The sequence below is a fragment of the Aestuariibaculum suncheonense genome (genome assembly GCF_014596935.1).
GTDB lineage: Bacteria > Bacteroidota > Bacteroidia > Flavobacteriales > Flavobacteriaceae > Aestuariibaculum > Aestuariibaculum suncheonense.
Genome location: NZ_JACVXC010000001.1, coordinates 690,410 through 713,387, shown reverse-complemented (window position 1 = coordinate 713,387; position 22,978 = coordinate 690,410). Strand labels below are relative to the sequence as shown.

The following is a 22,978-nucleotide window of genomic DNA, read 5'->3' as shown; positions in this document are numbered from 1 at the left end:
CCTCATTAAACCTTTTTCAAAAAATACAGTCTTAAGTTTTAAATTTATTTAAAAACAACCTTAATACTTATTAAAAATGAAATCATCTATTTTAAAATTAAGTTTATGCGCTTTAGGTTTTATAGCCTTTTCTCAAACTGCTGCGGCACAAGACCAGCAACGTAAACAACCCGACCCTGAAACCATGTTTAAAGGTTTAGATGCCGACAAAGACGGCTCAGTAACTTTAGAAGAGTTTAAAAACAAAAAACGCAAACGCGAAATACCTGCTGAACGTTTAGAAAGTATGTTCACAGCCTTGGACACCGATAAAAGCGGAGCCTTTACACTTGAAGAATATAAAACCGGCATGGAGAAACTTCGAGCTGAACGCATGAAAAGACGTGATGAAAAAATGGGTGGTAATAACTAATAAAAAACAAGGCACGATAGATATCGTGCCTTGTTTTTTATTATATTATTGTTTTTTTTGTTTCAGCATATTCAAATACATAGTCTCAACCTTGGCTCTTGCCCAGGGTGTACGCCTCAAAAACTTTAAACTGGATTTGACTGTCGGGTTACTTTTAAAACAATTAATGTTTACCGTATGCCCCATATATTCCCATCCGTAGTACGCCACTAAATCATTAATAATTTGCTCTAGTTTAATACCATGTAATGGATTATTAGGTTGTGTTTCCATTACAATTTCTCAATTAAACTCTTTACTTTCAATGCTTTTTCAAAATGATCCAGTTTATGGGTTTGTATCCACCAGGTGGCTGCTTCCATTAACAACTCTGGATTGTCATTTTTGTTCTTAAAAAACGCATAAAAAGACACGCCAACCTGATCTCCTTTAGCTGCTATCTTCTTATTACAAATATCTACTATGATTTCTTTTAAACTTTGGCGCATGCTTAAGTATTTAATTATTTCCTGGCTTACATACCCATTCAAGAATTACTTCTTCTGTTACGGGTACGTCTGCCACGCGCCTGACTTTTATCGGTATTACCGGTTTTGGCCTTTACTTCCGATTTATTTTGACGGTTTCCACGTTGCCCTTGCTGACGTTTCTCAGGTTGGGTTGATGCATTCGGATCCGGTTCAAAACCTTCTATAATCTCAACAGGTAACCTCATACCTACCAGCTTTTCAATATCACGTAAGAATGTGGTTTCATCGGCGCTTACTAAAGATAAAGCCTCTCCGCTAGCTCCTGCTCGACCGGTACGACCAATACGGTGTACATAATCTTCAGACACATTAGGCAGCTCAAAATTAATGACATGAGGCAGTAACGGAATATCCAGTCCGCGCGCCGCAATATCGGTTGCTACCAATACACGAACGCTACCGTTTTTAAATCCGGCCAACGCTTTGGTACGTGCGCCCTGACTTTTATTTCCGTGAATCGCAGCAGAAGTAATCCCTGCTTTCCCCAGTTTTTCACTTAACTTATTGGCACCATGCTTGGTTCTGGTAAATACCAATACCTGTTTCCAGTTCCCGTCGGCAATCAGTTTAGTAAGCAATCCGGTTTTTAAGCCTTTAGCGACGCGATATACCTTTTGGTTAATAGCATCGACTGTCGTGTTTTCGGGTGTAGCCTCTACCTGCACAGGGTGTCTTAAAATACCATGTGCCAGTTTTTTTATCTCAGGTGAAAAGGTTGCCGAAAACATTAAGTTCTGGCGTTTCTCCGGCATGATGCTAATCACACGCTCTATATCACGCAAAAAGCCCATATCGAGCATACGGTCGGCTTCATCAAGTACAAAAATCTCCACACGCTTTAAAGACACTAATCCCTGACGTTCTAAATCTAACAAACGCCCTGGTGTAGCTACCAACACATCAACACCTTGACGGATGGTTGCGGCCTGTGGTTTTTGATTCACACCACCAAAAATAACGGTACTGCGCAAATTCAAATAGGTACTGTATTCTTTAACATTCTCGTAAACCTGTGCAGCCAACTCACGCGTTGGTGTAAGTATTAAGGCGCGAATAGGGCGAAACTTTTGTTTCGGGTTTTCCGATAAGGTATGTAATAACGGTAAAGTAAATCCGGCGGTTTTACCGGTTCCGGTTTGTGCCGAAGCCAAAACATCGTGCCCTTCTAATATTGCTGGAATGGCTTTTTGTTGAATTGGGCTTGGGGTAGTGTATCCTTTTTCGCTAATCGCTTTTAGCAAGGCATCAGATAAGCCTAAGGTGGTAAATGACATAAAAATAATTTAGTAAACCCTTTTCGGGTTTTGAGATGAACATGCATTGTTATAGACCACCTCGTTTTGTTAAGGCACAAAGGTACAGCTAATTTATGGCTTTGCAGGATTTATTTATAACATCCCAATATCAAGACCTGTAACTGCTATTAAAAAGGCGCTTTTTTAAGATGCTACCGAAAATCCAAACAAGTAATTCAGGTTAAACTTTAACAATTTAGCAATCCATGCTCTATTGTCTAAAATAAATATTCTTCGTATTTTTAAGAATTACTCTACAAATTATGATTAACACTTAATTTTTAAAATTTAATTTCTATACTTATGATTAAAACTAAACTTTTATTTCAAAGAATATTCTTTGCGGTATTCGTATTACCATTGGTTACACTAGCACAAGATAAGCCTAACATATTAATCATCTTTCCGGATGATGTAGGTTGGAGTAACGTAAGTGCCTACGGTAATGGCGTTATGGGGTACACAACACCTAACATAGACCGCATTGCAAAAGAAGGCGCCATGTTTACAGAGCACTACGCACAACCAAGTTGTACAGCGGGGCGTGCCGCGTTAATCACTGGACAATACCCTATTAGAAGTGGTATGACCACCGTAGGTCGTCCAGGAGCTGAACTTGGACTGAAAAAGGAAAGTCCGACGCTTGCTGAAGTGCTAAAAGAGCAAGGTTACGCTACAGGACAGTTTGGTAAGAATCATTTAGGAGACAGAAATGAACACCTTCCTACAGTACACGGTTTTGACGAATTCTTCGGAAATTTATATCACTTGAACACACAGGAAGAATTTGAACAAAAAGACTATCCTCAGGACCCTGAATATTTCAAAAAATACGGAACCCGAGGCGTGCTTCACACCTGGGCAACTGATAAGGACGACCAAACGGTTGATCCAAGATTCGGAAAAGTTGGTAAGCAGAAAATTGAAGATACCGGACAACTTTCAAGAAAAAGAATGGAAACTGCTGATGAAGAGTTCAAAGCAGCCATGATGGACTTTATCAAAAGATCTAAATCAGATAACAAACCATTTTTTGCCTGGTTTAATCCAAGTAGAATGCACATGTTTACGCGTCTAAAACCTGAAAGCCGCTATTTAGCTTTACCATATACTACCGAGCATGATTTTTATGGAAGTGGAATGATAGAACATGATATGATGGTTGGGGATATTCTAGACGAATTAGAAAAAATGGGACTACTGGAAAACACTATCGTGGTTTATTCTACAGATAATGGTCCGGAACACAGTGCACGTACCCATGGTGGAACGACGCCTTTTAGAGGAGAGAAAATGACCACTTATGAAGGTGGTGTAAGAGTACCTACCATGGTAATGTGGCAAAATCATATTCCTGCCGGACAAAGACTTCAAGGTATTCAATCGCACATGGACATCTTTACAACATTAGCAGCCGCTGCAGGTGTACCAGATGTTGCCGATAAGATGATGAAAGAAAAAAAACAATATATCGATGGGGTTAATAATCTTGATTATTGGTTAGGTAAAAGCGACAAGAGTAACCGAAACAACTATATATACTATCACGAATCGGATATTAGAGCTGTAAGAATAAATCAATGGAAAATGCACTTCCAAACCAGTGAGGATTATTATGCCATTTATGTGAAACAAAAGTTTCCAATCATGTACAACCTACATTTCGACCCTTACGAAAGTTTTGATAATTTAACGGATAGGTCAGACATGCTTCAGCGTAAGCAATTTATTAATGAGCCTATGCAAGAGCTTCTGGCGGAACATGTTAAAACTTTAGTTGAATATCCTCCGCTGCAAAAAGCTGCTAGTTTTGACTTTTCTGAAATTATTAAACAATTACAGCAAGGTAAACAATAACATCTCTTTTATAATTATTAAAAGCCCAAGCAAATGCTTGGGCTTTTTTTACTCCCATATTTTTAACTAACAAATACATGGTATTTTAATTTCATGTATCCATAACACAAAGAAAATATTAACTGTCAGTAAATTACACAAATATCCGTATCTTTAGAAAAACCAATACAAGCTTATTTATTCTAGAGGGTTATATCCTTAAATTATTTATTAACCTTTAACTTGTTTTAAATTATGAATTTAAAAACTATTGCTGCAGCACTATTTTTAAGTGCTACTTTGGGCGCATTCGCCCAAGACAAACCCAATATTTTAGTTATTTGGGGTGACGACATTGGCTGGCAAAATGTAAGTGCTTATGGCATGGGTACCATGGGTTACACCACACCAAACATTGACCAGATTGGCTTCGACGGTATCCGATTTACCGATCATTACGCGCAACCCAGCTGTACTGCCGGTAGAGCCTCGTTTATTACCGGACAATACCCGATTAGAAGTGGTATGACTACCGTAGGTCAACCCGGAGATGTTTTAGGACTTCAGGCCGCATCACCTTGTTTAGCCGAAGTATTAAAAGAAGAAGGCTATGCCACCGGACACTTTGGTAAAAACCACCTGGGCGACCGTAACGAACACTTACCAACAGCACATGGCTTCGACGAATTTTATGGAAATCTATACCACCTGAATACTCAGGAAGAATCTGAGCAACGTGACTATCAGAATTTTGCAAAGCTTTATTCTGGTGATTTAGAAGCGTACGAAAAGAAATTTGGTACGCGTGGTGTGATCCACTCCTGGGCAACCAATTCAGAAGACAGCACAGAAGACCCACGTTTTGGTAAAGTAGGGAAACAACGTATTGAAGACACAGGTCCGTTAACACAGGAACGTATGAAAGATTTTGACGGTTCTGAAGTTATCCCTATGGCGGAAAAGTTCATGAAAAAAGCCAAGGACGATAAGAAACCCTTTTTTGTTTGGTTAAATACGTCAAGAATGCACTTATACACCCGTTTAAATGATAAATGGCGTTATGCAGCAGAAAACTTCACTTCAGAAGCCGATTATTACGGCAGTGGTATGTTACAACACGACTACGATATAGGAACCGTATTAAAATGGTTAAAAGATCAAGGCTTAGATAAAAACACGATTATCTGGTATTCTACCGATAATGGACCAGAACACAATTCATGGCCTCATGGTGGTACTACACCATTCCGTGGTGAAAAGATGGGAACTACCGAAGGTGGTGTTCGTGTTGTAAGTATGATAAAATGGCCAGGCGTTATCGAACCTAACCAGGTAAAAAACGGTATTCAGGCACATATGGATATGTTTACTTCTTTAGCAGCTGCTGCGGGTGTTGATAACGTTGCAGACAAAATGATGAAAGAGAAAAAGCAATATATAGACGGGGTTAACAACTTACCATACTGGAAAAACGAAACCCAGGAATCTGAGAGAGATATGTTCTACTACTATTACGAAAGTAAATTAAATGCGGTTCGTATGGGGCCTTGGAAATTCCATTTTAACTGGAAAGAGACGTATTATAGTAATATAGAACCAAGAACAGCGCCAATTATCTTTAATCTTCGAATGGATCCATTTGAAAGCTATAAATCTGAAGATGCCTATGGTCACTTAATGCAAAAAGTGTCATGGCTTATGGCTCCAATGGGCGAACAAATGAATAAACACATTAAAACTTTACTCGACTATCCTCCGGTGCAAGGTGGTAAAAGTTTTGATATGTCGAATGTTATGGATGCTGTAGTTAAAAAAGGCCATCAGTAACACAACACACATAAACAAGTTAAAAAGGTCTGGATGTAATCCAGGCCTTTTTGTTTACTAATGGCACCAATTTAATATCAGTTTTCAATCCCTAAAACGATAATAAATAAAAGAAAACCCTATATTTTTAACCCAATCAGGTCATACAATCGGCTACAAAGCATCCTGATTTTTAACAAAATAGACTTCTGGCTTTCTTTGCCTGTAAATATTATTTTATGTATTTTTAAGATATTATCTTACAAGCACAGAGTAGCACTTAATTTTTAAAACTCTAAATTCTTATACAGCTATGATTAAAAACAACCCTCTATTTAAGCGAATACTCTTTTCTGCATTTGTATTCCCATTAATTGCACTCGCCCAAGACAGGCCCAACATTCTTGTTATTATGGTAGACGACGTGGCGCCGAACTCATTAGGATGCTACAGTTTAGGTATGCAATACCCTACACCAAACATCGACCGTATTGCTAAAGAAGGTGCAATATTTACCGATCACTACTCGCAACCCAGTTGTACAGCTGGTCGTGCGGCCTTTATTACCGGACAAAAACCAGTACGTACCGGTTTAACCACCGTAGGGCAACCAGGTAATCCTTTAGGACTCAAAAAAGAAGACCCTACTATTGCCGAGTTATTAAAACCACTTGGATATATGACCGGGCAATTTGGTAAAAACCACTTAGGCGACCGTAACGAGCATTTACCTACGGTTCACGGATTTGATGAATTCTTCGGAAATCTGTATCACTTAAATGTATCGGAAGAAGAAGAACAAGCCGATTACCCGAAGAATGAAGCCTTCTACGAAAAATACGGACCTCGTGGTATTATAGAATCCTATGCGACTGACTCTTATGACAGCACCGAAGATCCTCGTTTTGGCGTAATAGGTAAACAAAAAGTTACCGATATTGGTAAATTAACCTCAAAGCGTATGGAAACCTTTGATGAAGAATTGGTCGCCAAAACCAAAGATTTCATGAAGCGTGCTAAAGATGCTAAAAAGCCATTCTTTATCTGGCATGCTACCAGCCGTATGCATGTGTACACGCACTTAAAAGAAGCATCTCGAAACCTTGCCACACCAATTAGTACCGATATGGACTTATTTGGTTCTGGTTTAATGGAGCACGACGGGCACGTAGGGCAACTGTTAGATTATATGGAAGATTTAGGAATAGATGAAAATACTATTGTTATTTACACAACCGATAACGGCCCAGAGCAAAGTACCTTCCCTCATGCAGGGGTTACGATGTTTAGAGGCGAAAAAATGACCACATACGAAGGTGGTGTACGTTCGCCATTTATGGTGCGCTGGCCTAAAAATATTCCTGCAGGCTTAGTTAGAAACGGTATCTCTGCTCACGAAGACGTGTTACCTACCCTTATGGCTGCTGTTGGAAAAGAAAACATTAAAGACGATTTAAAGAAAGGCTATAAAGCCGGCGATATGACTTATAAAGTTTATGTAGACGGCTTCCAAAATCTAGACTACTGGACAGGTAAAGCTGATAAATCTGCCAGAAACTATTTCTTTTATTACTACGAATCTGGTTTAACAGCCATGCGTGTAGGTCCATGGAAAATGCACTTTGCAACCAAAGAGCGTTATTTTGACGATATGGTAAGCCATACCATGCCGCAACTATTCAATTTAAGAAAAGACCCATTTGAAAAATACGACGATATTACCGGTTTCCATTTAATCATGGAGAAATCGTGGGTTATGCAACCTGCTATTGGTTTATTGAGCGAGCACCTGGCAACATTTAAAGAGTTTCCGCCACGTCAGGCAGCTGCTTCGTTAGATATTAACAAGGCTATTGATGCCATTTTAAAATCGGACACCAGACAATAATCACTTTACCACATTAAATACAAAACACCCGGGCCTTTGGTTCGGGTGTTTTTTTTGTTTGCAACAGAATACGTTCATCAAAAAATACGTAGAAGTAAGTATTTTTTAATTGTAAGATTTTTATTAACTATGTGATTTATAATTCATTAATCCATTTGCTTTATGACGTAAATGTCGTTACACAAGTACCCAAACCCCTCAATTATGAAACCTGAACACCCTAACAAAACCATCTTTAAAGACGAACACTGGATGACCGCCGACGAAGTACAACGCTTCTTTAAAATTAGCCGAAGCACTTTATATCGCTGGTGCAAACAAAAGCAACTGCCCTACACCACGATGGGAGGCACGCGTTACTACCCGAAGTATTTTACCTTGAATTTGATGCAACATAATATGTATTGGGAAGATTTATAGGTACCTGTGGGCACTAAATCTGGAGATTCCGAAACACGTTCGGAATGACAATATTTGTTTGTCATGCTGAACTTGTTTCAGCATCTCATATCTCACGCAAAATTAAACTAATTCACTATGAAACGTACATATCACAACTACTGGGTTTATATCATAACCAACAAACCGCGAGGCACACTTTATATAGGTGTAACCGGTGGTATAGATGATAGAATGGAACGCCATGTTTTAGGAAAAGGCTCTGTATTTACTAAGAAATACAAACTAAAACGACTGGTTTATTTCGAGGAGTTTCAATATATAAATGATGCTATAAAGCGAGAAAAGCAATTGAAGAATTGGCATCGGCAATGGAAGATTAATCTAATAGAACAAAACAATCCGAATTGGGAAAATTTATGGGCTCCTTTGGGGACTAACGATAGAGATTCCGAAACCAGTTCGGAATAACAAACACCCCATTGTCATGCTGAATTTATTTAGCTTCGCTGAATCTTTGATTTCAGCATCTATACCCCCTTTGCAGCCAGACCCTGAATCAAGTATAGTAACAGCAATAGTTAGCAAACACAGAGTGGTTTATCTAATAGATTCCGAAACCAGTTCGGAATGACAAACTCCCCATTGTCATGCTGAATTTATTTCAGCATCTATAGAACCATTGTAGTTAGATCCTAAGCCAAATCTAAAGCAACAAGCATAAGTTAGTAAACACAAAGTTCTTAACTGATAGATTCCGAAACCAGTTCGGAATGACAAATTCCCCATTATCATACCTATACATTACAAAAAAAGTGAGAAGCACAACACCCCTCACTATTCTCAACTCACGTCTTACGACATTCGTCTTAGGCTTTACGATACCATAACCGCACCTAAAAACGTACTGGTAGATGCCAGATTTTTATCGGCCGTTACAAAGGTCGCCCAGACTTGTACCTGCTGCCCTGCCCAGTATGGAGGCAAGGGCATTTGTACAGTAGTTAAATCGCGCGTACCCGCCGGATTGGCGGTTTCAAACAAGTCGAGCGCTTCACAGTACACCACTACAACCAGCTCGTCGCTAGCAGCGGCATTACCCTGCCCGCTGTTATCATCCCAGCTGATGGTAAGTTCCTGACTGGCTGCGGCTACCACTGCCCCGTTAGCCAGTCCGCGTAAATCACCTTTCGCAATAAGTACTTTAGGGTAATCAATGGTATAGTCGCCCAACCCATCGGGTAACAAAGCTTCTTTTAACACGTAACCCGTAGCCAGATTAAAAGCACTTTTGTCGCCCTGTTGTTTACCATAATACGCCGACAAAATGGCTTTAATAGGCGTAACAAAACCAATAGCCGTTTTAAACCGCTCCCGCTGATCGACCTGTGCCTCGGTGGGCACATAATTACCGCGCTGCGGCAAACTGCGCATAATGTCTTGTCCGCGCCAACGTGCACCCACCACGTTACCTACTTTTCCGGAGAACCCTCCAAGGATGCCTTTACTAAATTTTCCCATGATATATGATTTTTAGGGGTTTAACAATTCGAAACTAGCACACAACCTACTGATTCACAAACCCGTGACACCATTTGACACACATTGACACATTATGAGACACTTTGAGACGGTTTGGGACGATTTGAGACTGAAGCCAAAAAAACAGGGGTTTTGTTCGAGTTTTGTTCGAGGATTGTTCAGCGCTCGCTCAGGGTTATATTTTTAAAAACCTGCTTTAGCTGAACATGGGTGGTATAAGACTGCTGTTAAACAGGAATACAAACAATGCACAACTGTTAATAAGTCATTATAACTGTGCGTAACTTCGTTTTAAAAATGTAAGAATAAGCGTTATATTTAAAATCTGAAATATGTTGTTATCCTACCTCGTTAGGATATTATTAAACAAATAATAACGCATATAAACTACGTTAGGCACAAGCTGAAAACACAATGAAAGAAAATATTAAGCCATACAAAATACACTTCAAAATTGGTTCATTGGAATGGCTTACTTTCTTTGGAATTTCGATAGCATTGATAGCTAATGGACTAATAAGCGGATTTTTCTATCTAAAAGATATGAATTCATTTAAAGCAACAGATTTTCTAATTGTATCAGTTTCAACATTACTAATTGGAATTTCGACATATCTATTGCAGTTAAAACGACTGAATTTCAAATCATTTGAACTTACTCAAAAACTAGAGGATTTTAAGGAAAATGCTCGAACTATTCTGACGGAAAATAATTGGCGAATTGAAAATGATAATCAGAATTTCATAGTTGCTTCATCTCAAGGAAAATTATTTAGCTCTGATATGCTAATCTTGAGATTCAAAAAAAAAGAAATACAGTGGAATTTAATACAGCATCCTTGGAGCCATAATTCTGGAGCCGCCATATTGAATTTGAATAAAAAAGGAAAAAAGATACTAGAAAAAATAAAAGCCATTGCCTAACACCATGTATAGCTCATTGCAGCTGAATTTTAGGTCGAAAATTCCTTGTAATTTGCTATCCTTCCGCTACGACGGAAAATCCTCTCGGATTTCCCGCAACGAGCCATACACAAACTGTTGGCAATAATACTGATACACAAATGATTAATAACAAATTAATAATCGCAATTACTTTTCTAATGATACTAATGAATTCATGTTCAAATGATTCCGTAGACAATAGTATTGAAAACATTATCCCTACATATTTAAAGAAAGTAACCATATCACAAGGACCTGATTACAATCATCGTCCAAATTCAACTAGGTCATTTACCCTTAACTACAACTCAACGCAAAGTCTGACTTCGATTAACATCCAGAATAGATTAAATATGTCAGGCGAAGAAGTAATTAATAACGCCACATTCCAAATCGAATATGAGAATAATCAAATTGTAAGAGCTTATTGTGACTGTGAAATAAATGACTGTTATTGGGACGAAGAAATTCAAGGAGATTTTGATGGCATTCTACAGTTATCATTTGAATACAGTAGTGAAAATGGCCTAAAGAAAATAGTAGCTTACGAACAGACATTAAACTCGACGGGAGAAATGACATATTCAAATGAAATCGAACGCTATCTTGTAGACTCCAATAATTTTGTAAAACAAGTTGAGGGAACTACAGAAATACTCTATTCCAATAACAACATTATTGGTGTAAAAAACTCTTCCTCATTCAATGATGGTCTTAAATATTTAGATTATGACAACAAAACTGGGGTAACCATTTTTACTGACGACACTCACATCATGGATATTAACGACTATTTTACTAGATTAATTTTGGGTTTAAAATATTCAAAAAATAATTTTAAAAAATTAGACTTTCCCTGGAGAAACCAACGCCAAACTATTGACTTTGAATATGATAATAAAAATAGACCAATTAAAAGAACTGTGTTCAACAAGGATGTTTATAATTACACAGAATCATTCGAATATTTAGAATAAAAGTACTATTGCCAACACCGGTAGCCGTTGCACAAGCATATAATTTTCTAAAAATATGATAAAAAATGCCCTTTTTAAGGGCGTTTGTTGTTTTTAGCAGGCAATTTTAAGCGAAACTTCAAAAGCATGTTACGTCTTTAAAACGGACCTAAAATCAGATGATAAGCTCCTTACCTTTTAACAGTCTGCTGCAATGCCATTACCTAAGCTTTTCTTGTGTTAAAACACTACGGTTTACAGAAAAAAAGCGTACCTTAAAGTAGTGTTTTCAATGGAAAGCAGCCCTGCGAAATGAAACCAAATACGACACATCTTACCCTCGTATTTTTAAGCCTTCTGGCTACCATTTCCCTTTTTGCACAAGCGCAACCCCTGACCTATATTCCCGGACCTGCCAACCTTGACCCGGACAGCTTTGCGCATATATATTTTATAAGAGACAATAACGATGCTTTTCCAGATAACTGGCTCGCTGTGATCCTGAGTACCGACACCGGAGTTTGTGTAAAAGCCAAGATGAATCACATATACTACGTGCACACCAAACGCACAGGACCAACCACACTACACACCAAAATTAAAGATGTTAAAACAGAACTTTCGCTTAACCTGGAAGCTGGCAAAGATTACTATATCGCCTTAAAGCCTGAATACTTATCTGATGGTAGTATAAGGGGCAGCCTAAACCAACTGGATAACCATGACGGGCTAGGCAGACTACAACACTTCACTGGCAAGATACAGCAACACTATTGCATTCTTCCTTTGGATGGTAACCACGACTATCGTGAAAATACCTGGAACGATACGATACACTGGTATGCCAGCAAAACACATGATTACCATTTTAGTCCCTTACCATCCTGGGAATTACTGCTTCGCGATAATAGCAATACAGCTTTTGCCTTTAGAAATCCTTTAATTTCGACCACCTACTCTGAAGCCGGAGGTATTACACCCCTGCCCCTAAAAAAATGTACTTCTCAAGAGATGTTTGACGACTATTGCAACACCAGTTTCATGAAAACCACTTTAGATAAACAGCATAATGCACTTACTAAAGTAACTATAAACCCAGTGCCGCTGCCCGAAGGCATAAGCTATGCCCGTATGGTGAGTCTTGAAAACACGAATACAAACACCCTACTTCCTGAAACACCTCAACTATTCATGCGCTCGATTTATATCGTGTTCTTCTGGACCGATGACAAAGGTAAAGGCAACACGGCCTGCCTGTACTTATCTGAACGCGGCCTCCCTAACGAATTACATACAACTAGCACTTTACAGGAGCGTTTACTATGGGTATGGCAAAGTTTTAAACTGGTAAACACAACATAAATAACACGTTTAACTGTTAACAACTCACTACACCTGCGTTGGTTCGTTTTTATCAGGTAAGCATATGTGTTATATTTAAAGATACCCTTACAACCAGGGATATGATGACCAATTAAACGACCAGCCACAACGCTGTATAAAATCAACTGGATAAAAAAACAACTACTCCTAGCTGAAACCTTGCTAACATGCTAAAACTCTACGTCAGATTGAAATTGTAAAGGAATGCTAACCCCGACAGTTCAATAAAAACACCCAACATACTTACCACACCCACCAAGGAGCAGAAGATTGCTCCATGTACAACCAGAAATCAAAAAAACAATGTGCTATAACAGCCGGCCATAACGATCCTGTGACTTGCCGGGAATAACCCAGAATAAGTCCTGCCAGAAATGTATATCCAAATAACTCTAAAGCACTATTATTCAGTTGCTGTAAGGGAAATACAAATAACAAGGCCTTATATCCAGCATGTGAAACAGAAGCCAGCACCACTGCTCCTGTTGGGTTCCATTGTTGTGCAGCCCCCTGAACGAATCCCCTAAAGACAACTTCTTCAACAAAACCAATAAGAATAGCAACTATTACAAATGCACCTATTGTTGAGGGTATGGGCGGTAAACCATCTTCTATTCGTGAATAAACGGCCAGAGCCAAAGAAAAAACAAATGCCATTAAAATCCACTTACGGGATTTCTTAAAACGCCATAAGGCGGGAGCACATATAGAACCCAAAGTATCTTTATGTATCGAACTCATCCAAAAACCTGCCAGTATTAAAGCAACTAAGGCCACTGTTTTTAAAGGAAAATCAAAATTAACAAACAATGAAAAAAGCCATAAACTCCCGGTAAGAGCAAGCGGTTTAAATAGGATTTCATTAGATTTCACAATCATGGTTTCTATGCTTTTTAGACTTGAAGAAATAAAACCAAAAAAATGCCACGGGAACAATAAACAACAACCAACCTGAGCCCATACAAGCTCCTGAATTTGGGGCTATAACCGTATTGGGCAATGCCTTCTGTAATTTGATTCTGTTAATAGAATCCTTTAAAAATTCCTCGGAAAGCGAAAGATAACGAAGCTGATTTAACTTATAAAGCGTTGTATCGTTTCCCGCTTTACCAAAAACAGTGAGGTACTTTAATTTTTTTAAGTGCTTTAAATGACTGTAATCTAACAGACTGTCATTATTTTTAAATTCAAGCGATTCTAATTCAGGAAAAGCATCTGGTAACACTTCAGAATATAGGCCCTTTAAGGAATCATCCATCGAATAAACAGAAAGTCTTTTAAGTTTATTTTTCTTGAAGATATCTGAAATGGATGCACCTTCTACTTCATTAAACCCCAAGTGTAGAGCACTTAAATGAGGATGGTGTACATATACATCCTTAAGGATGATGCTATCGGACTCGATATAAAGACTCTGAAGCTTTTTCAAGGTATTCAGGGAAGACCAGTCGAAATTTGCGTCACTCTCATTAATTATTGTTAACGATGTTAAATCAGGCATTTGATTAAAAAAATCTGCATCAACCGAAATACGATCTTCTTCATTGTAAAGCATGATTTCTTTTAGATGAGGAAGCTGGGGGAAAGCAACAGTTCCTTTTACAGGCAGGCTAATAAAGAGGGTCTCTAAGGAAGGAAAATGCGTAAGACTGGATAAGGAAACAGAGTCTGTTTCATTCTGAAAGAATAACGCCCTGGGTTTAAAATATTGTGAAAGCCAGCGTAAATCTCTGTTCAAGAGATTCACCGAGTCTACTTCCGGAAAAAAAACCATATCGACTGCAGGATTTAAACGACCTATTCTTTTTAAATAAGGTTTGATAGTATCTCCTATAGATATCTTAAACTGAATGGTTCGAAGTTGCGCTATGTCTTCCGCTGTAAGTTGATTGAAAAACGTATTAGACGGACCGTTCTTTGAAATGGATATTGCGATTATATTTCCATTGATAGACATTACAGAATCTGATTCCTGAATATGCAAGGTATCGCCTAAATCTCTATGAACAGAAAATAAAAACTCGTTTGTAGAAAGCCAGTCGCCATTGTGAGTTAAAAGATTTACATAACCAAGACTGTCTAATGCCGAAAAACTCGTCCTGATCTCTGTAAAACGTCCAATATTGGAGCCTTGAAAAGACATCAACCGGATGTCCTCATTCTCCTGCTCCTTACATTGCCAACACAAAATTATGACAACAGAAAGAACAAATCGACTAATGTTTTTTCTAATTACCATAACGTCTTCTCAGGATTATTTCCTTGATCCTATTAAAGATACGAAATAAAGCGATTGCTTAATTTATTAAATGAATAATGCTGCGTACTAAATAACACTTATGGGGTTGCCTATAACTTATGGCATGCTACAAACAAAATAACTCATGGCTTGTTCTCGCCTAATTTTAAAAACCCTCATAAATTCCCTATCTTGATAAATGAAGTATTCACCATACAACGCATACTATAACCCAAGAAAATGACAGCATCTGAACTTATAATTCTAAATTTTACAGAAATAAGAAGAAAAAGCATAAAACTCTGGAATGCACTTCCCCAAACACATTACCATTGGAAACCCGACAATAATGCCATGAGTGCTATGGAAATGATACGACATGTACTGGAAGCTGATTATGGATGGAATATGATTATTAATCAACAAGATATGGCCCATTATAAAACACCTTGGGAAAGCCGACCCTTTATTAGTGTAGCCAAGGAACTCGAATTTTATGAACCTTACAGAAAAATATTTTTAGAAAGCGTTAGTCGGTTTTCGGAAATAGAATTAAATGAAACAAAAATCGTTCATCCTGGAAATGGTGAGAAGAAACCTCTTGCGCAATATTTATTACGAATTGGATATCATGAATCTGTTCATGCAGGGCAATTTCTCTCCTATTTAAGAGCCATGGAAATTAACCGTCCCGAAATATGGGATTAAACAACCAGCATATAGCGACCATGACACAAACCGCTATTTAAAAAGAAGACTTTGATACATGCCATAAAATAAGTACCTTATAGGAACAAATAACAATCTGTAAACTAAGAGACTTATGAGTTATTATTTCAGTAAAATATTAAAAGAACAGGACTTCGATAACGCTATTGAGCAGGTGACTCTGGCTTTAAAAGCCGAAGGGTTTGGGGTACTTACCGAGATAGATATTACCCAGACCTTAAAAAACAAACTGGGTGTTGACTTTAAAAAGTATAGAATACTGGGCGCCTGCAATCCGCCATACGCTTATCAGGCCTTAAGCCATGAAGATAAAATCGGACTGTTTTTACCCTGTAATGTTGTAGTCATGGAAAACGACAACGGCGCTATTGAAGTGGCAGCGGTAGATCCGGTAGCATCTATGATCGCTGTAAAAAATGACAGTCTTGGCAATGTAGCTACAGAGATTCAGGATAAACTAAAAGCCGTTATTGATAGCCTGAATTAACACCCAAACACCCCCTATTAATAGACAACGCTCTGTACGGAGCGTTTTTTACGCCCTTAATTTTGTAAGGGTTTCCATTTTGAAGTTACAGAAAAGCGATATATATTGTAAGAAAATTACAAATACTAACCCCCTACCTTATGAAAACTTACCTAACAGCCTTACTTATTGCTATATGTATTACCACAAGCTTTGCACAAAACACACCACAGGAGATTACAGATACCTTTTTTAAAACCTTTAAAAATGAGGGTGCCTCAAAAGCTATTGATGAATTGTATAAAAGTAACAGCTGGATTACCAGAAATGCCGACGCTATATCTAATTTAAAAAGTCAGCTGGAAGGTTTAAACAAAGACTATGTTGGAGAATACTATGGAAACGAAAAGATAAACAGTAAATCTTTAGGAAGTAGTTTTGTGCATTTAAGCTATATGGCTAAATACGACCGCCAGCCACTACGCTTTATTTTTCAGTACTACAAACCTAAAGACACATGGATGATTTATTCGTTTAGTTTTGATGCTAAGATTTCTGAGGAACTGGCTGAGTCTGCTAAAATTTACTATCAAAATTTGTAGCTAAGCCTTTTTAAATAACACACATGCTAAAAAAACTATTGAGCGTCGTTTTAATCTTTATTGGCATAAGCCTTCTAATCTCATTGATTTCAAAAACACCTTTAATTCTTTCCGCATTTAGTAAAGCTATGATAGATCAACAAGCAGGCGACTGGGGCTACTTTGCTGGTTTATTAACCATAAATGTTCCTATCGGCATTCTGGATTATTTTTTACTAAAATTCGGCTTTAGACTCTACAGAAACGATTAATTGACCTTTCCAATATTATGTTAAAAACCATTCTGAAAAGCCTCTTTCCTAGTAACAAAGACCGAAGAAAGCTAACTAAAGAGACTTCAAAAACTTCAAATTACAGTTACCATGCTAATAAACAAACTGATGATGTACAGACCATAATACTACCCGATTTGGGGACAAAAGACAAGCTAACTGTAACAAAATGGTTTGCTAAGCCAGGGGATATTATAAAATCAGGAGATATTATTTGTATTCTAGAATCTGATAACATGACTTTAGAATTTGAAAGTTTTTGTAGTGGCCGTATGCTTTGGGCTTGTAAAACACATACTAAATTATCTGTAGGCATGGAACTTTTCAAAATAGAAAAGGGCAAAACAAGCTAAAGATAAAATATACCTTAGCGAACACATAATTGAGGGTCTAAAAAATATTATGTAGTTTTATCGGTATTTCAAATTTACTAACATCAAAACCTAATGAAATTAATCAATAAAACTTTACTACTCCTCTTAGCTCTGCTATCTATTTCCTGCTCAAAACAGGCAGAAAAAACACAGCCCAATGTGGTACTTATTATGGTAGACGATATGGGCTACGAGTGCCTGAGTGCTTACGGATCTACTTCCTATAACACCCCTAATATTGACAAATTAGCCGAGAAAGGCATGTTATTCGAAAACTGTGTATCACAGCCCTTGTGTACCCCCTCGCGCGTAAAAATCATGACAGGCAAATACAACTACCGAAACTATGAGTATTTCGGGCATTTGAACAATTTGGAGTATACCTTTGGGAACCTCATGCAGGATGCTGGATACGAAACCTGTATTGCCGGGAAATGGCAGTTAAACGGTTTATCTTTTAAGGATAGTATTAGTGACTGGAATGATAATACCCGCCCCAATAAGTTTGGATTTGATGAGTATTGCTTATGGCAACTAACAAAAACCAGAGCTGATGGCGAAAGATTTAGTGACCCCCTTATTGAACAGAATGGTGAATTTCTGAAACGAAATGCAGACGACTACGGTCCGGATATCTTCTCAAACTATGTGTTAGATTTTATAGAACGTAAAAAAGACCAACCGTTTTTTGTGTATTACCCTATGGTTTTAGTACACGATCCGTTTGTACCTACACCAGATTCCAAAACCTGGAACGACCGAGAAAACCGTTATAAAAACGACACCACTTACTTTAAAGACATGGTAGCCTACACTGATAAAATAGTCGGTAAGATCACCCAAAAACTTGAAGATTTACAATTAGCAGATAATACCATTGTAATCTTTACCGGCGATAATGGTACGCACCCCACCATACAATCACGCATTAATAATGAACTTATTATTGGAGGCAAGGGCAATACTATTGATGCCGGGACACATGTACCTCTTATTGTGTACTGGCCAGAACAGATAAAAGAAAAATCGGTTTTTAATCACCTGATTGAGTTTAGTGACTTCTTCCCTACACTGGCAGATTTAACAGAATCGGAAGTGGTATCTGACGGAAAGAGTTTCTATCCGCTACTAACCGGTAAAGACTATCTGCCCAGAGCAACCGCCTTTGTGCATTATGACCCTCGATGGGGACAAAATGTGAGTAAATATAGAAATCAATTTGTACGCTCACTCGATTATAAACTGTATCCCAATAACAGGTTCTTTAATCTGAACGATGACAAACTGGAAACATCTCCGCTGCCTTTAGATTCTCTGAGTCCTGAAGAGCAAAGCATTAAAAACGCATTAGAACAAGAACTACAGAAACATCCGAAATGGAAATAAGACATAAATCATCATACTTCAGATGCCTTCTTTTAATCATGGTTTTTGCTGGTTTGTCGACTCAGGCACAAACCAAGGTCATGTCGTTTAACATTCGCTACGACAATGCCAACGATAAAGCCAATTGGTGGGAATACCGCAAAACTGAAGTGGTTAAGCTTATAAACTACTACCACCCCGACTTTTTAGGGATTCAGGAAGGTTTACAACATCAGGTAAGATTTATAAAAGAACACACCAGCAATTACGACTATATTGGTGTAGGTCGTGACGACGGAAAAACCAAAGGAGAATACTCTGCCCTGTACTACGACAGCAGCAAATACATGGTATTAAAACAACATACCTTCTGGCTCTCGGAAACGCCAGAGGAAATATCGGTGGGCTGGGATGCTTCTATGGAACGTATCTGTACTTACGGGTTGTTTAAAAACAGGCATACGGGAGAAGTGATCTATGTGTTTAACACCCACTTCGACCATATCGGTCCTAAAGCACAGGAGGAATCGGCTAAGCTGATTTTAAAAACCATAGAGCAATTAGGCATTACCAGAGAAAAACTGATTGTAATGGGCGATTTAAACAGCACACCCGACAGCGCAGCTATACAAACCTTTAAGACCGCTCTTGATGACGGACAGGAATCTGCTATGAGTCCGTTTTACGGACCTTTGGGTACCTTTAATAACTTTGATCCTATGGCTACTTTAGAAAATCGAATCGATTATATTTTCACTAAAAATGCTACGATACTTAATTACCGTCACGTAGATGATCGTCGTTCAAACGGTCTTTGTGTTTCAGACCACTTACCGGTATTTGCAGAACTGAGGTAACACTATTGATAAAAAAATGCCTTGATTAGAGCGTATTTTTTTGATTCTAAGAAACTTTTTAAGATTTCCATAATATTTTTTATTGTATCTTTATAAAAGCCTTAACTGCTATTTCTTCTTACTTTTAAACAACTATTATGACAAGTAAGTGGCCATTTATCGCAATCCTTTTCCTAATCTGTTATTCTCATCAACTTAATGCTCAGGAAGGGTTTCGGTTTGAAGCTAATGTGGGCATACCTTTAGCCGATTCTGCCGATTTTTATTCTTTTGCGCTTCAAGGTAACATATACTATTCCTGGCAAGTATCTGACAAGGTTTATGTAGGGCCAACAGTGGGTGTTATGTATTTATTTGAAGATGGTACAGCCAGTTCTTTTGATTCATTACCTGCTATATATATTCCTATTGCTGCCAGCGGCAGAGTTAAACTAAATACTGCCTGGGCTGCTGGTTTCGATTTAGGCTATGCCATTGATGGTAATCTTGGAAATTATTTCGGCAGCGGTCTTGAAGATGATAATGTTGGAGGCATCTACTTACGGCCGGTGGTTGGTTACTATTTTAAGGAAAAACTGGCCTTAACTGCGTCTTATGTCCATATTAATCAAAAAAATTACAATGCAGCTTCCTTAAGCATTGGGGTTAATTTCTGGTTTTAGTCATAGCACTATAACTAAATAAAACAAACCTGATTAACCATCAGAAAATACGGATTCAAATACTATCCACCACAAAACTCAAGTAAGTAAATTCATATTTACACCTTGTTTTTTATAAATAAAAATACAGCCTAATCAGGGTGTATTTTCATACGTTGCATTACCTGAAATCACCATTTTGAGATTGTAAAAAAACATTATATCTTGCACACAACTAAAAACGCAAAAAACGGGTGTGCTTGAACACACTCTAATACTCCCATAGGATCCTATGAAAACAAAAAACCTATTACCATTTTTATTTTTAGCATTACTACTCCTTAGTTTTTCAAAGAAAAATGAACATGTTATTGAAAACGATTATATAGGCAGAAACCTATCTGTTAAAGATGGTCACCTCATAACCACAAAAATTGTTAACAAACTAAATGGATCAACACTTATACCTACTTTGGTTGATGAATTTAAACTAAGAATTTCTAAAGGAACTGATATACCAGAAGGGGATATTACATTAACAACTTCTGATTTTAAAGTCATTAGCAGTAAAAGCTTTAAAACAGCGCAAACACAACATCTTGTTTTTAAATTAAAAAATAAAAAACATAAATTAGAGCTAAAACTACATTACTCCCTATCTGACAAAGCACATTATATAAGAAAACAATTGTCGATAATTTCTAACCAAGCTTTAACACTGGAGCGAATAGATGTAGAATCAGTAACTTCTAACGGTGCCTACCAACCTTATCAACAAGAAGCTATTACGTCTCAGGCTCATGCCAACTGGAAACCAGGATTAGGACAACCGCTTTACGACAAAACCAGCGCAACCTTTTGGGGTATTGAATTTCCGGCTGCTACTAACAAAGTAACAAACAACACCTTAAATTGCGGCTATTTATGGGGAAACAAAATTCTCCCTAAACAAACCTTTACTTCTTATAATGCTGTTTGTGGTGTCGCTGACGATTACTCCTTTATTGACGACGCTTTTTACAACTATATTGAGGATATTCGTATTCGCCCTCTACGACTACAGGTACAATATAATTCGTGGTTTGATTACCTGACCAAAGTCAATAAAGAAAACTTTAAAAGCAGTGTAGAAAAAATCCATACAGAACTTGTTGACAAAAGAGGAGTTACACCATTAAATGCTTATGTTATAGATGATGGCTGGCAGGATAGTAGAAGACCAGAATCAGACTGGGGTGATGAACTTTGGAAAATTAACGACAAGTTTACGCCTGATTTTAAAGAAACTCTTAATCGCGTAGATTCCTTACAATCTACACTAGGCCTTTGGCTGAGTCCTGGCTGTTTTTTTGGCGCCAGAAACATGGTAAAAAAACTTGGAAATCAAGGATACGAAAGCTTACAGTTATCCATGTCTATGACTGGAGAGAAATATATGCAAAAACTGGAAGACCGTGTTTTAGAATTAACTCGTAAAGGTATTAGTTACTATAAATTTGACGGGCTCTTCGGGCATTTAAACATCCGAGATTTTGAATTAAATGGACGCGGTACTCCGGCAATGCCTCAATTAGGACTGGAAAACGTAAAAGCCAATGATAGCCTTTTAAATGATGCCAAATATAATGAACTAAAAACCTACTATCTGGTTAATGGGACCGAGCGATTAATAACCATATTTAACAAAATGGCTGAAATAAACCCTGAAGTGTTTATAGCTATAACTAATGGTGCTTACTTAAGTCCTTGGTGGTTACAATACATTGATGTGGTATGGATGATTAATGCTGGTGATGCCTCGAAAGGAAGCTCAAGAACAGAAGAACTCACCTATAGAGACGGGGTATACTATGAAATATTTAAAACAGAGCATACCAAATTCCCGATGCAGGCCATTTTTAATCATGAACCCAAAAAGACAAAAACTGGAGAAAGCATAGACTCCTTTAAAGATTACCTCTTTATGAACATGTCTAGAGGCACAGGATTTATCGAATTGTATATCAAACCAGACGTGCTTTCTGAAACTGACTGGGATGTGCTTTCTGAAGGCTTAAAATGGAGTGAAAACGTTTTCCCCACTTTTAATCATGTTAAAATGCACGGAGGCGACCCACGAAAAAATAAAACCTACGGGTTTACGGCCTGGAACAAAGAGCAAGGCTATATTTCCTTTCATAACCCCAGCGAGGAGACAAGCATTTATGCTATAAAACTTGATAGAAAATTAGGACTTAGCAATCAAAAAGACAGCTTTTGGCTTTCATCTCCTTTAGAAGATAACTTAGAGGGGCTTAAATCTCAGTATTCCTTTGGTGATACTCTTGAGATTATATTAAAACCAAAAGAGATACGCATTCTAAACTTTAACACCACTCCTGTTGACTGGAATAAAATTTTAAATTAATTAAACTCAATTATGTTAAAAAAAAAACATTCGT

24 protein-coding genes are annotated in these 22,978 nt (G+C 37.8%); 18 read left to right on the top strand and 6 right to left on the bottom strand.

All coding sequences use genetic code 11. From position 1 onward, the window contains the following. Window positions 1–76 precede the first annotated feature (76 nt). Window positions 77–412, top strand: a complete 336-nt coding sequence (locus ICJ84_RS03150) for an EF-hand domain-containing protein (protein ID WP_188214900.1) — start codon at window positions 77–79, stop codon at window positions 410–412. Window positions 413–457: 45 nt separating this feature from the next. Here the strand turns inward: ICJ84_RS03150 and ICJ84_RS03145 are convergent, their stop codons facing one another. From ICJ84_RS03145 to ICJ84_RS03135, 3 genes are read right to left on the bottom strand one after another with little or no spacing between them, the layout of a single operon-like run. Then, window positions 458–685, bottom strand: a complete 228-nt coding sequence (locus ICJ84_RS03145) for a VF530 family protein (protein ID WP_188214899.1) — start codon at window positions 683–685, stop codon at window positions 458–460. Beyond that, on the bottom strand, window positions 685–900 hold the full coding sequence (locus ICJ84_RS03140) for a DUF6500 family protein (protein ID WP_188214898.1): 216 nt from the start codon (window positions 898–900) through the stop codon (window positions 685–687). The genes ICJ84_RS03145 and ICJ84_RS03140 overlap by 1 nt, the downstream gene beginning before the upstream one ends. Before the next feature lie 38 nt (window positions 901–938). Beyond that, on the bottom strand, window positions 939–2,216 hold the full coding sequence (locus ICJ84_RS03135; protein ID WP_188214897.1) for a DEAD/DEAH box helicase: 1,278 nt from the start codon (window positions 2,214–2,216) through the stop codon (window positions 939–941). Window positions 2,217–2,540: 324 nt separating this feature from the next. On the opposite strand from ICJ84_RS03135, the gene ICJ84_RS03130 reads away from it, so the two are divergent. From ICJ84_RS03130 to ICJ84_RS03110, 5 genes are all read left to right on the top strand, one after another. Beyond that, window positions 2,541–4,094 carry an arylsulfatase gene (locus ICJ84_RS03130; protein ID WP_188214896.1) on the top strand — a complete coding sequence of 518 codons (1,554 nt, stop codon included), beginning with the start codon at window positions 2,541–2,543 and terminating at the stop codon, window positions 4,092–4,094. Between the two features lie 234 nt (window positions 4,095–4,328). Continuing rightward, window positions 4,329–5,900: an arylsulfatase gene (locus ICJ84_RS03125; RefSeq protein ID WP_188214895.1), complete on the top strand. Its 1,572-nt coding sequence runs from the start codon at window positions 4,329–4,331 to the stop codon at window positions 5,898–5,900. Between the two features lie 292 nt (window positions 5,901–6,192). Then, complete coding sequence (locus tag ICJ84_RS03120) at window positions 6,193–7,767, top strand: arylsulfatase (RefSeq protein ID WP_188214894.1); 1,575 nt, start codon at window positions 6,193–6,195, stop codon at window positions 7,765–7,767. A gap of 204 nt (window positions 7,768–7,971) precedes the next feature. Next, complete coding sequence (locus ICJ84_RS03115) at window positions 7,972–8,187, top strand: helix-turn-helix domain-containing protein (RefSeq protein ID WP_188214893.1); 216 nt, start codon at window positions 7,972–7,974, stop codon at window positions 8,185–8,187. A 117-nt stretch (window positions 8,188–8,304) separates the two neighbouring features. Beyond that, complete coding sequence (locus ICJ84_RS03110) at window positions 8,305–8,637, top strand: GIY-YIG nuclease family protein (RefSeq protein WP_188214892.1); 333 nt, start codon at window positions 8,305–8,307, stop codon at window positions 8,635–8,637. Between the two features lie 405 nt (window positions 8,638–9,042). Here ICJ84_RS03110 and ICJ84_RS03105 read toward each other — a convergent pair whose 3' ends face one another. Further along, on the bottom strand, window positions 9,043–9,687 hold the full coding sequence (locus ICJ84_RS03105; RefSeq protein ID WP_188214891.1) for a DUF6266 family protein: 645 nt from the start codon (window positions 9,685–9,687) through the stop codon (window positions 9,043–9,045). Window positions 9,688–10,122: 435 nt separating this feature from the next. On the opposite strand from ICJ84_RS03105, the gene ICJ84_RS03100 reads away from it, so the two are divergent. From ICJ84_RS03100 to ICJ84_RS03090, 3 genes are all read left to right on the top strand, one after another. Next, window positions 10,123–10,632, top strand: coding sequence for a hypothetical protein (locus ICJ84_RS03100; protein ID WP_188214890.1), 510 nt, complete (start codon window positions 10,123–10,125; stop codon window positions 10,630–10,632). Window positions 10,633–10,820: 188 nt separating this feature from the next. Continuing rightward, complete coding sequence (locus ICJ84_RS03095) at window positions 10,821–11,630, top strand: hypothetical protein (protein ID WP_188214889.1); 810 nt, start codon at window positions 10,821–10,823, stop codon at window positions 11,628–11,630. Window positions 11,631–11,921: 291 nt separating this feature from the next. After that, a complete protein-coding gene (locus ICJ84_RS03090; RefSeq protein ID WP_188214888.1) occupies window positions 11,922–12,971 on the top strand; it encodes a hypothetical protein in 1,050 nt (349 codons plus the stop codon). 264 nt (window positions 12,972–13,235) lie between these two features. On the opposite strand, the gene ICJ84_RS03085 is transcribed toward ICJ84_RS03090, so the two are convergent. Then, complete coding sequence (locus ICJ84_RS03085) at window positions 13,236–13,871, bottom strand: CPBP family intramembrane glutamic endopeptidase (RefSeq protein WP_188214887.1); 636 nt, start codon at window positions 13,869–13,871, stop codon at window positions 13,236–13,238. After that, entirely contained in the window at window positions 13,855–15,135 is a 1,281-nt protein-coding gene (locus ICJ84_RS03080) for a hypothetical protein (RefSeq protein ID WP_188214886.1), read from the bottom strand. Before ICJ84_RS03080 ends, ICJ84_RS03085 begins: the two co-directional genes overlap by 17 nt. A gap of 336 nt (window positions 15,136–15,471) precedes the next feature. Here ICJ84_RS03080 and ICJ84_RS03075 point away from each other — a divergent pair, with 336 nt between their 5' ends. The 9 genes from ICJ84_RS03075 to ICJ84_RS03035 all read left to right on the top strand — a co-directional run bounded on the left by ICJ84_RS03075 (window position 15,472) and on the right by ICJ84_RS03035 (window position 22,944). Then, a complete protein-coding gene (locus ICJ84_RS03075) occupies window positions 15,472–15,939 on the top strand; it encodes a DinB family protein (RefSeq protein ID WP_188214885.1) in 468 nt (155 codons plus the stop codon). Window positions 15,940–16,054: 115 nt separating this feature from the next. After that, entirely contained in the window at window positions 16,055–16,447 is a 393-nt protein-coding gene (locus tag ICJ84_RS03070) for a DUF302 domain-containing protein (protein ID WP_188214884.1), read from the top strand. A 140-nt stretch (window positions 16,448–16,587) separates the two neighbouring features. Beyond that, window positions 16,588–17,028 carry a hypothetical protein gene (locus ICJ84_RS03065; protein WP_188214883.1) on the top strand — a complete coding sequence of 147 codons (441 nt, stop codon included), beginning with the start codon at window positions 16,588–16,590 and terminating at the stop codon, window positions 17,026–17,028. Between the two features lie 23 nt (window positions 17,029–17,051). Next, window positions 17,052–17,279 carry a hypothetical protein gene (locus ICJ84_RS03060; RefSeq protein WP_188214882.1) on the top strand — a complete coding sequence of 76 codons (228 nt, stop codon included), beginning with the start codon at window positions 17,052–17,054 and terminating at the stop codon, window positions 17,277–17,279. 17 nt (window positions 17,280–17,296) lie between these two features. Further along, window positions 17,297–17,653: a lipoyl domain-containing protein gene (locus ICJ84_RS03055; RefSeq protein ID WP_188214881.1), complete on the top strand. Its 357-nt coding sequence runs from the start codon at window positions 17,297–17,299 to the stop codon at window positions 17,651–17,653. 93 nt (window positions 17,654–17,746) lie between these two features. Continuing rightward, a complete protein-coding gene (locus ICJ84_RS03050; protein WP_188214880.1) occupies window positions 17,747–19,060 on the top strand; it encodes a sulfatase-like hydrolase/transferase in 1,314 nt (437 codons plus the stop codon). Beyond that, window positions 19,051–19,896, top strand: coding sequence for an endonuclease/exonuclease/phosphatase family protein (locus tag ICJ84_RS03045; protein ID WP_241748672.1), 846 nt, complete (start codon window positions 19,051–19,053; stop codon window positions 19,894–19,896). Before ICJ84_RS03050 ends, ICJ84_RS03045 begins: the two co-directional genes overlap by 10 nt. 137 nt (window positions 19,897–20,033) lie before the next feature. After that, on the top strand, window positions 20,034–20,558 hold the full coding sequence (locus ICJ84_RS03040; RefSeq protein ID WP_188214879.1) for an outer membrane beta-barrel protein: 525 nt from the start codon (window positions 20,034–20,036) through the stop codon (window positions 20,556–20,558). Between the two features lie 271 nt (window positions 20,559–20,829). After that, a complete protein-coding gene (locus ICJ84_RS03035; protein WP_188214878.1) occupies window positions 20,830–22,944 on the top strand; it encodes an alpha-galactosidase in 2,115 nt (704 codons plus the stop codon). Window positions 22,945–22,978: the final 34 nt, after the last annotated feature.

What these genes read in the sequence shown, in the direction of transcription:
- ICJ84_RS03090 (WP_188214888.1), top strand. Translation starts at nt 11,922, where the DNA reads ATGAAACCAAATACGACACATCTTACCCTCGTATTTTTAAGCCTTCTG.
- ICJ84_RS03105 (WP_188214891.1), bottom strand. Translation starts at nt 9,687, where the DNA reads ATGGGAAAATTTAGTAAAGGCATCCTTGGAGGGTTCTCCGGAAAAGTA.
- ICJ84_RS03055 (WP_188214881.1), top strand. Translation starts at nt 17,297, where the DNA reads ATGTTAAAAACCATTCTGAAAAGCCTCTTTCCTAGTAACAAAGACCGA.
- ICJ84_RS03045 (WP_241748672.1), top strand. Translation starts at nt 19,051, where the DNA reads ATGGAAATAAGACATAAATCATCATACTTCAGATGCCTTCTTTTAATC.
- ICJ84_RS03100 (WP_188214890.1), top strand. Translation starts at nt 10,123, where the DNA reads ATGAAAGAAAATATTAAGCCATACAAAATACACTTCAAAATTGGTTCA.
- ICJ84_RS03070 (WP_188214884.1), top strand. Translation starts at nt 16,055, where the DNA reads ATGAGTTATTATTTCAGTAAAATATTAAAAGAACAGGACTTCGATAAC.
- ICJ84_RS03095 (WP_188214889.1), top strand. Translation starts at nt 10,821, where the DNA reads ATGAATTCATGTTCAAATGATTCCGTAGACAATAGTATTGAAAACATT.
- ICJ84_RS03080 (WP_188214886.1), bottom strand. Translation starts at nt 15,135, where the DNA reads ATGTCTTTTCAAGGCTCCAATATTGGACGTTTTACAGAGATCAGGACG.
- ICJ84_RS03130 (WP_188214896.1), top strand. Translation starts at nt 2,541, where the DNA reads ATGATTAAAACTAAACTTTTATTTCAAAGAATATTCTTTGCGGTATTC.
- ICJ84_RS03040 (WP_188214879.1), top strand. Translation starts at nt 20,034, where the DNA reads ATGACAAGTAAGTGGCCATTTATCGCAATCCTTTTCCTAATCTGTTAT.
- ICJ84_RS03145 (WP_188214899.1), bottom strand. Translation starts at nt 685, where the DNA reads ATGGAAACACAACCTAATAATCCATTACATGGTATTAAACTAGAGCAA.
- ICJ84_RS03150 (WP_188214900.1), top strand. Translation starts at nt 77, where the DNA reads ATGAAATCATCTATTTTAAAATTAAGTTTATGCGCTTTAGGTTTTATA.
- ICJ84_RS03085 (WP_188214887.1), bottom strand. Translation starts at nt 13,871, where the DNA reads ATGATTGTGAAATCTAATGAAATCCTATTTAAACCGCTTGCTCTTACC.
- ICJ84_RS03120 (WP_188214894.1), top strand. Translation starts at nt 6,193, where the DNA reads ATGATTAAAAACAACCCTCTATTTAAGCGAATACTCTTTTCTGCATTT.
- ICJ84_RS03050 (WP_188214880.1), top strand. Translation starts at nt 17,747, where the DNA reads ATGAAATTAATCAATAAAACTTTACTACTCCTCTTAGCTCTGCTATCT.
- ICJ84_RS03060 (WP_188214882.1), top strand. Translation starts at nt 17,052, where the DNA reads ATGCTAAAAAAACTATTGAGCGTCGTTTTAATCTTTATTGGCATAAGC.
- ICJ84_RS03135 (WP_188214897.1), bottom strand. Translation starts at nt 2,216, where the DNA reads ATGTCATTTACCACCTTAGGCTTATCTGATGCCTTGCTAAAAGCGATT.
- ICJ84_RS03125 (WP_188214895.1), top strand. Translation starts at nt 4,329, where the DNA reads ATGAATTTAAAAACTATTGCTGCAGCACTATTTTTAAGTGCTACTTTG.
- ICJ84_RS03075 (WP_188214885.1), top strand. Translation starts at nt 15,472, where the DNA reads ATGACAGCATCTGAACTTATAATTCTAAATTTTACAGAAATAAGAAGA.
- ICJ84_RS03110 (WP_188214892.1), top strand. Translation starts at nt 8,305, where the DNA reads ATGAAACGTACATATCACAACTACTGGGTTTATATCATAACCAACAAA.
- ICJ84_RS03115 (WP_188214893.1), top strand. Translation starts at nt 7,972, where the DNA reads ATGAAACCTGAACACCCTAACAAAACCATCTTTAAAGACGAACACTGG.
- ICJ84_RS03140 (WP_188214898.1), bottom strand. Translation starts at nt 900, where the DNA reads ATGCGCCAAAGTTTAAAAGAAATCATAGTAGATATTTGTAATAAGAAG.
- ICJ84_RS03035 (WP_188214878.1), top strand. Translation starts at nt 20,830, where the DNA reads ATGAAAACAAAAAACCTATTACCATTTTTATTTTTAGCATTACTACTC.
- ICJ84_RS03065 (WP_188214883.1), top strand. Translation starts at nt 16,588, where the DNA reads ATGAAAACTTACCTAACAGCCTTACTTATTGCTATATGTATTACCACA.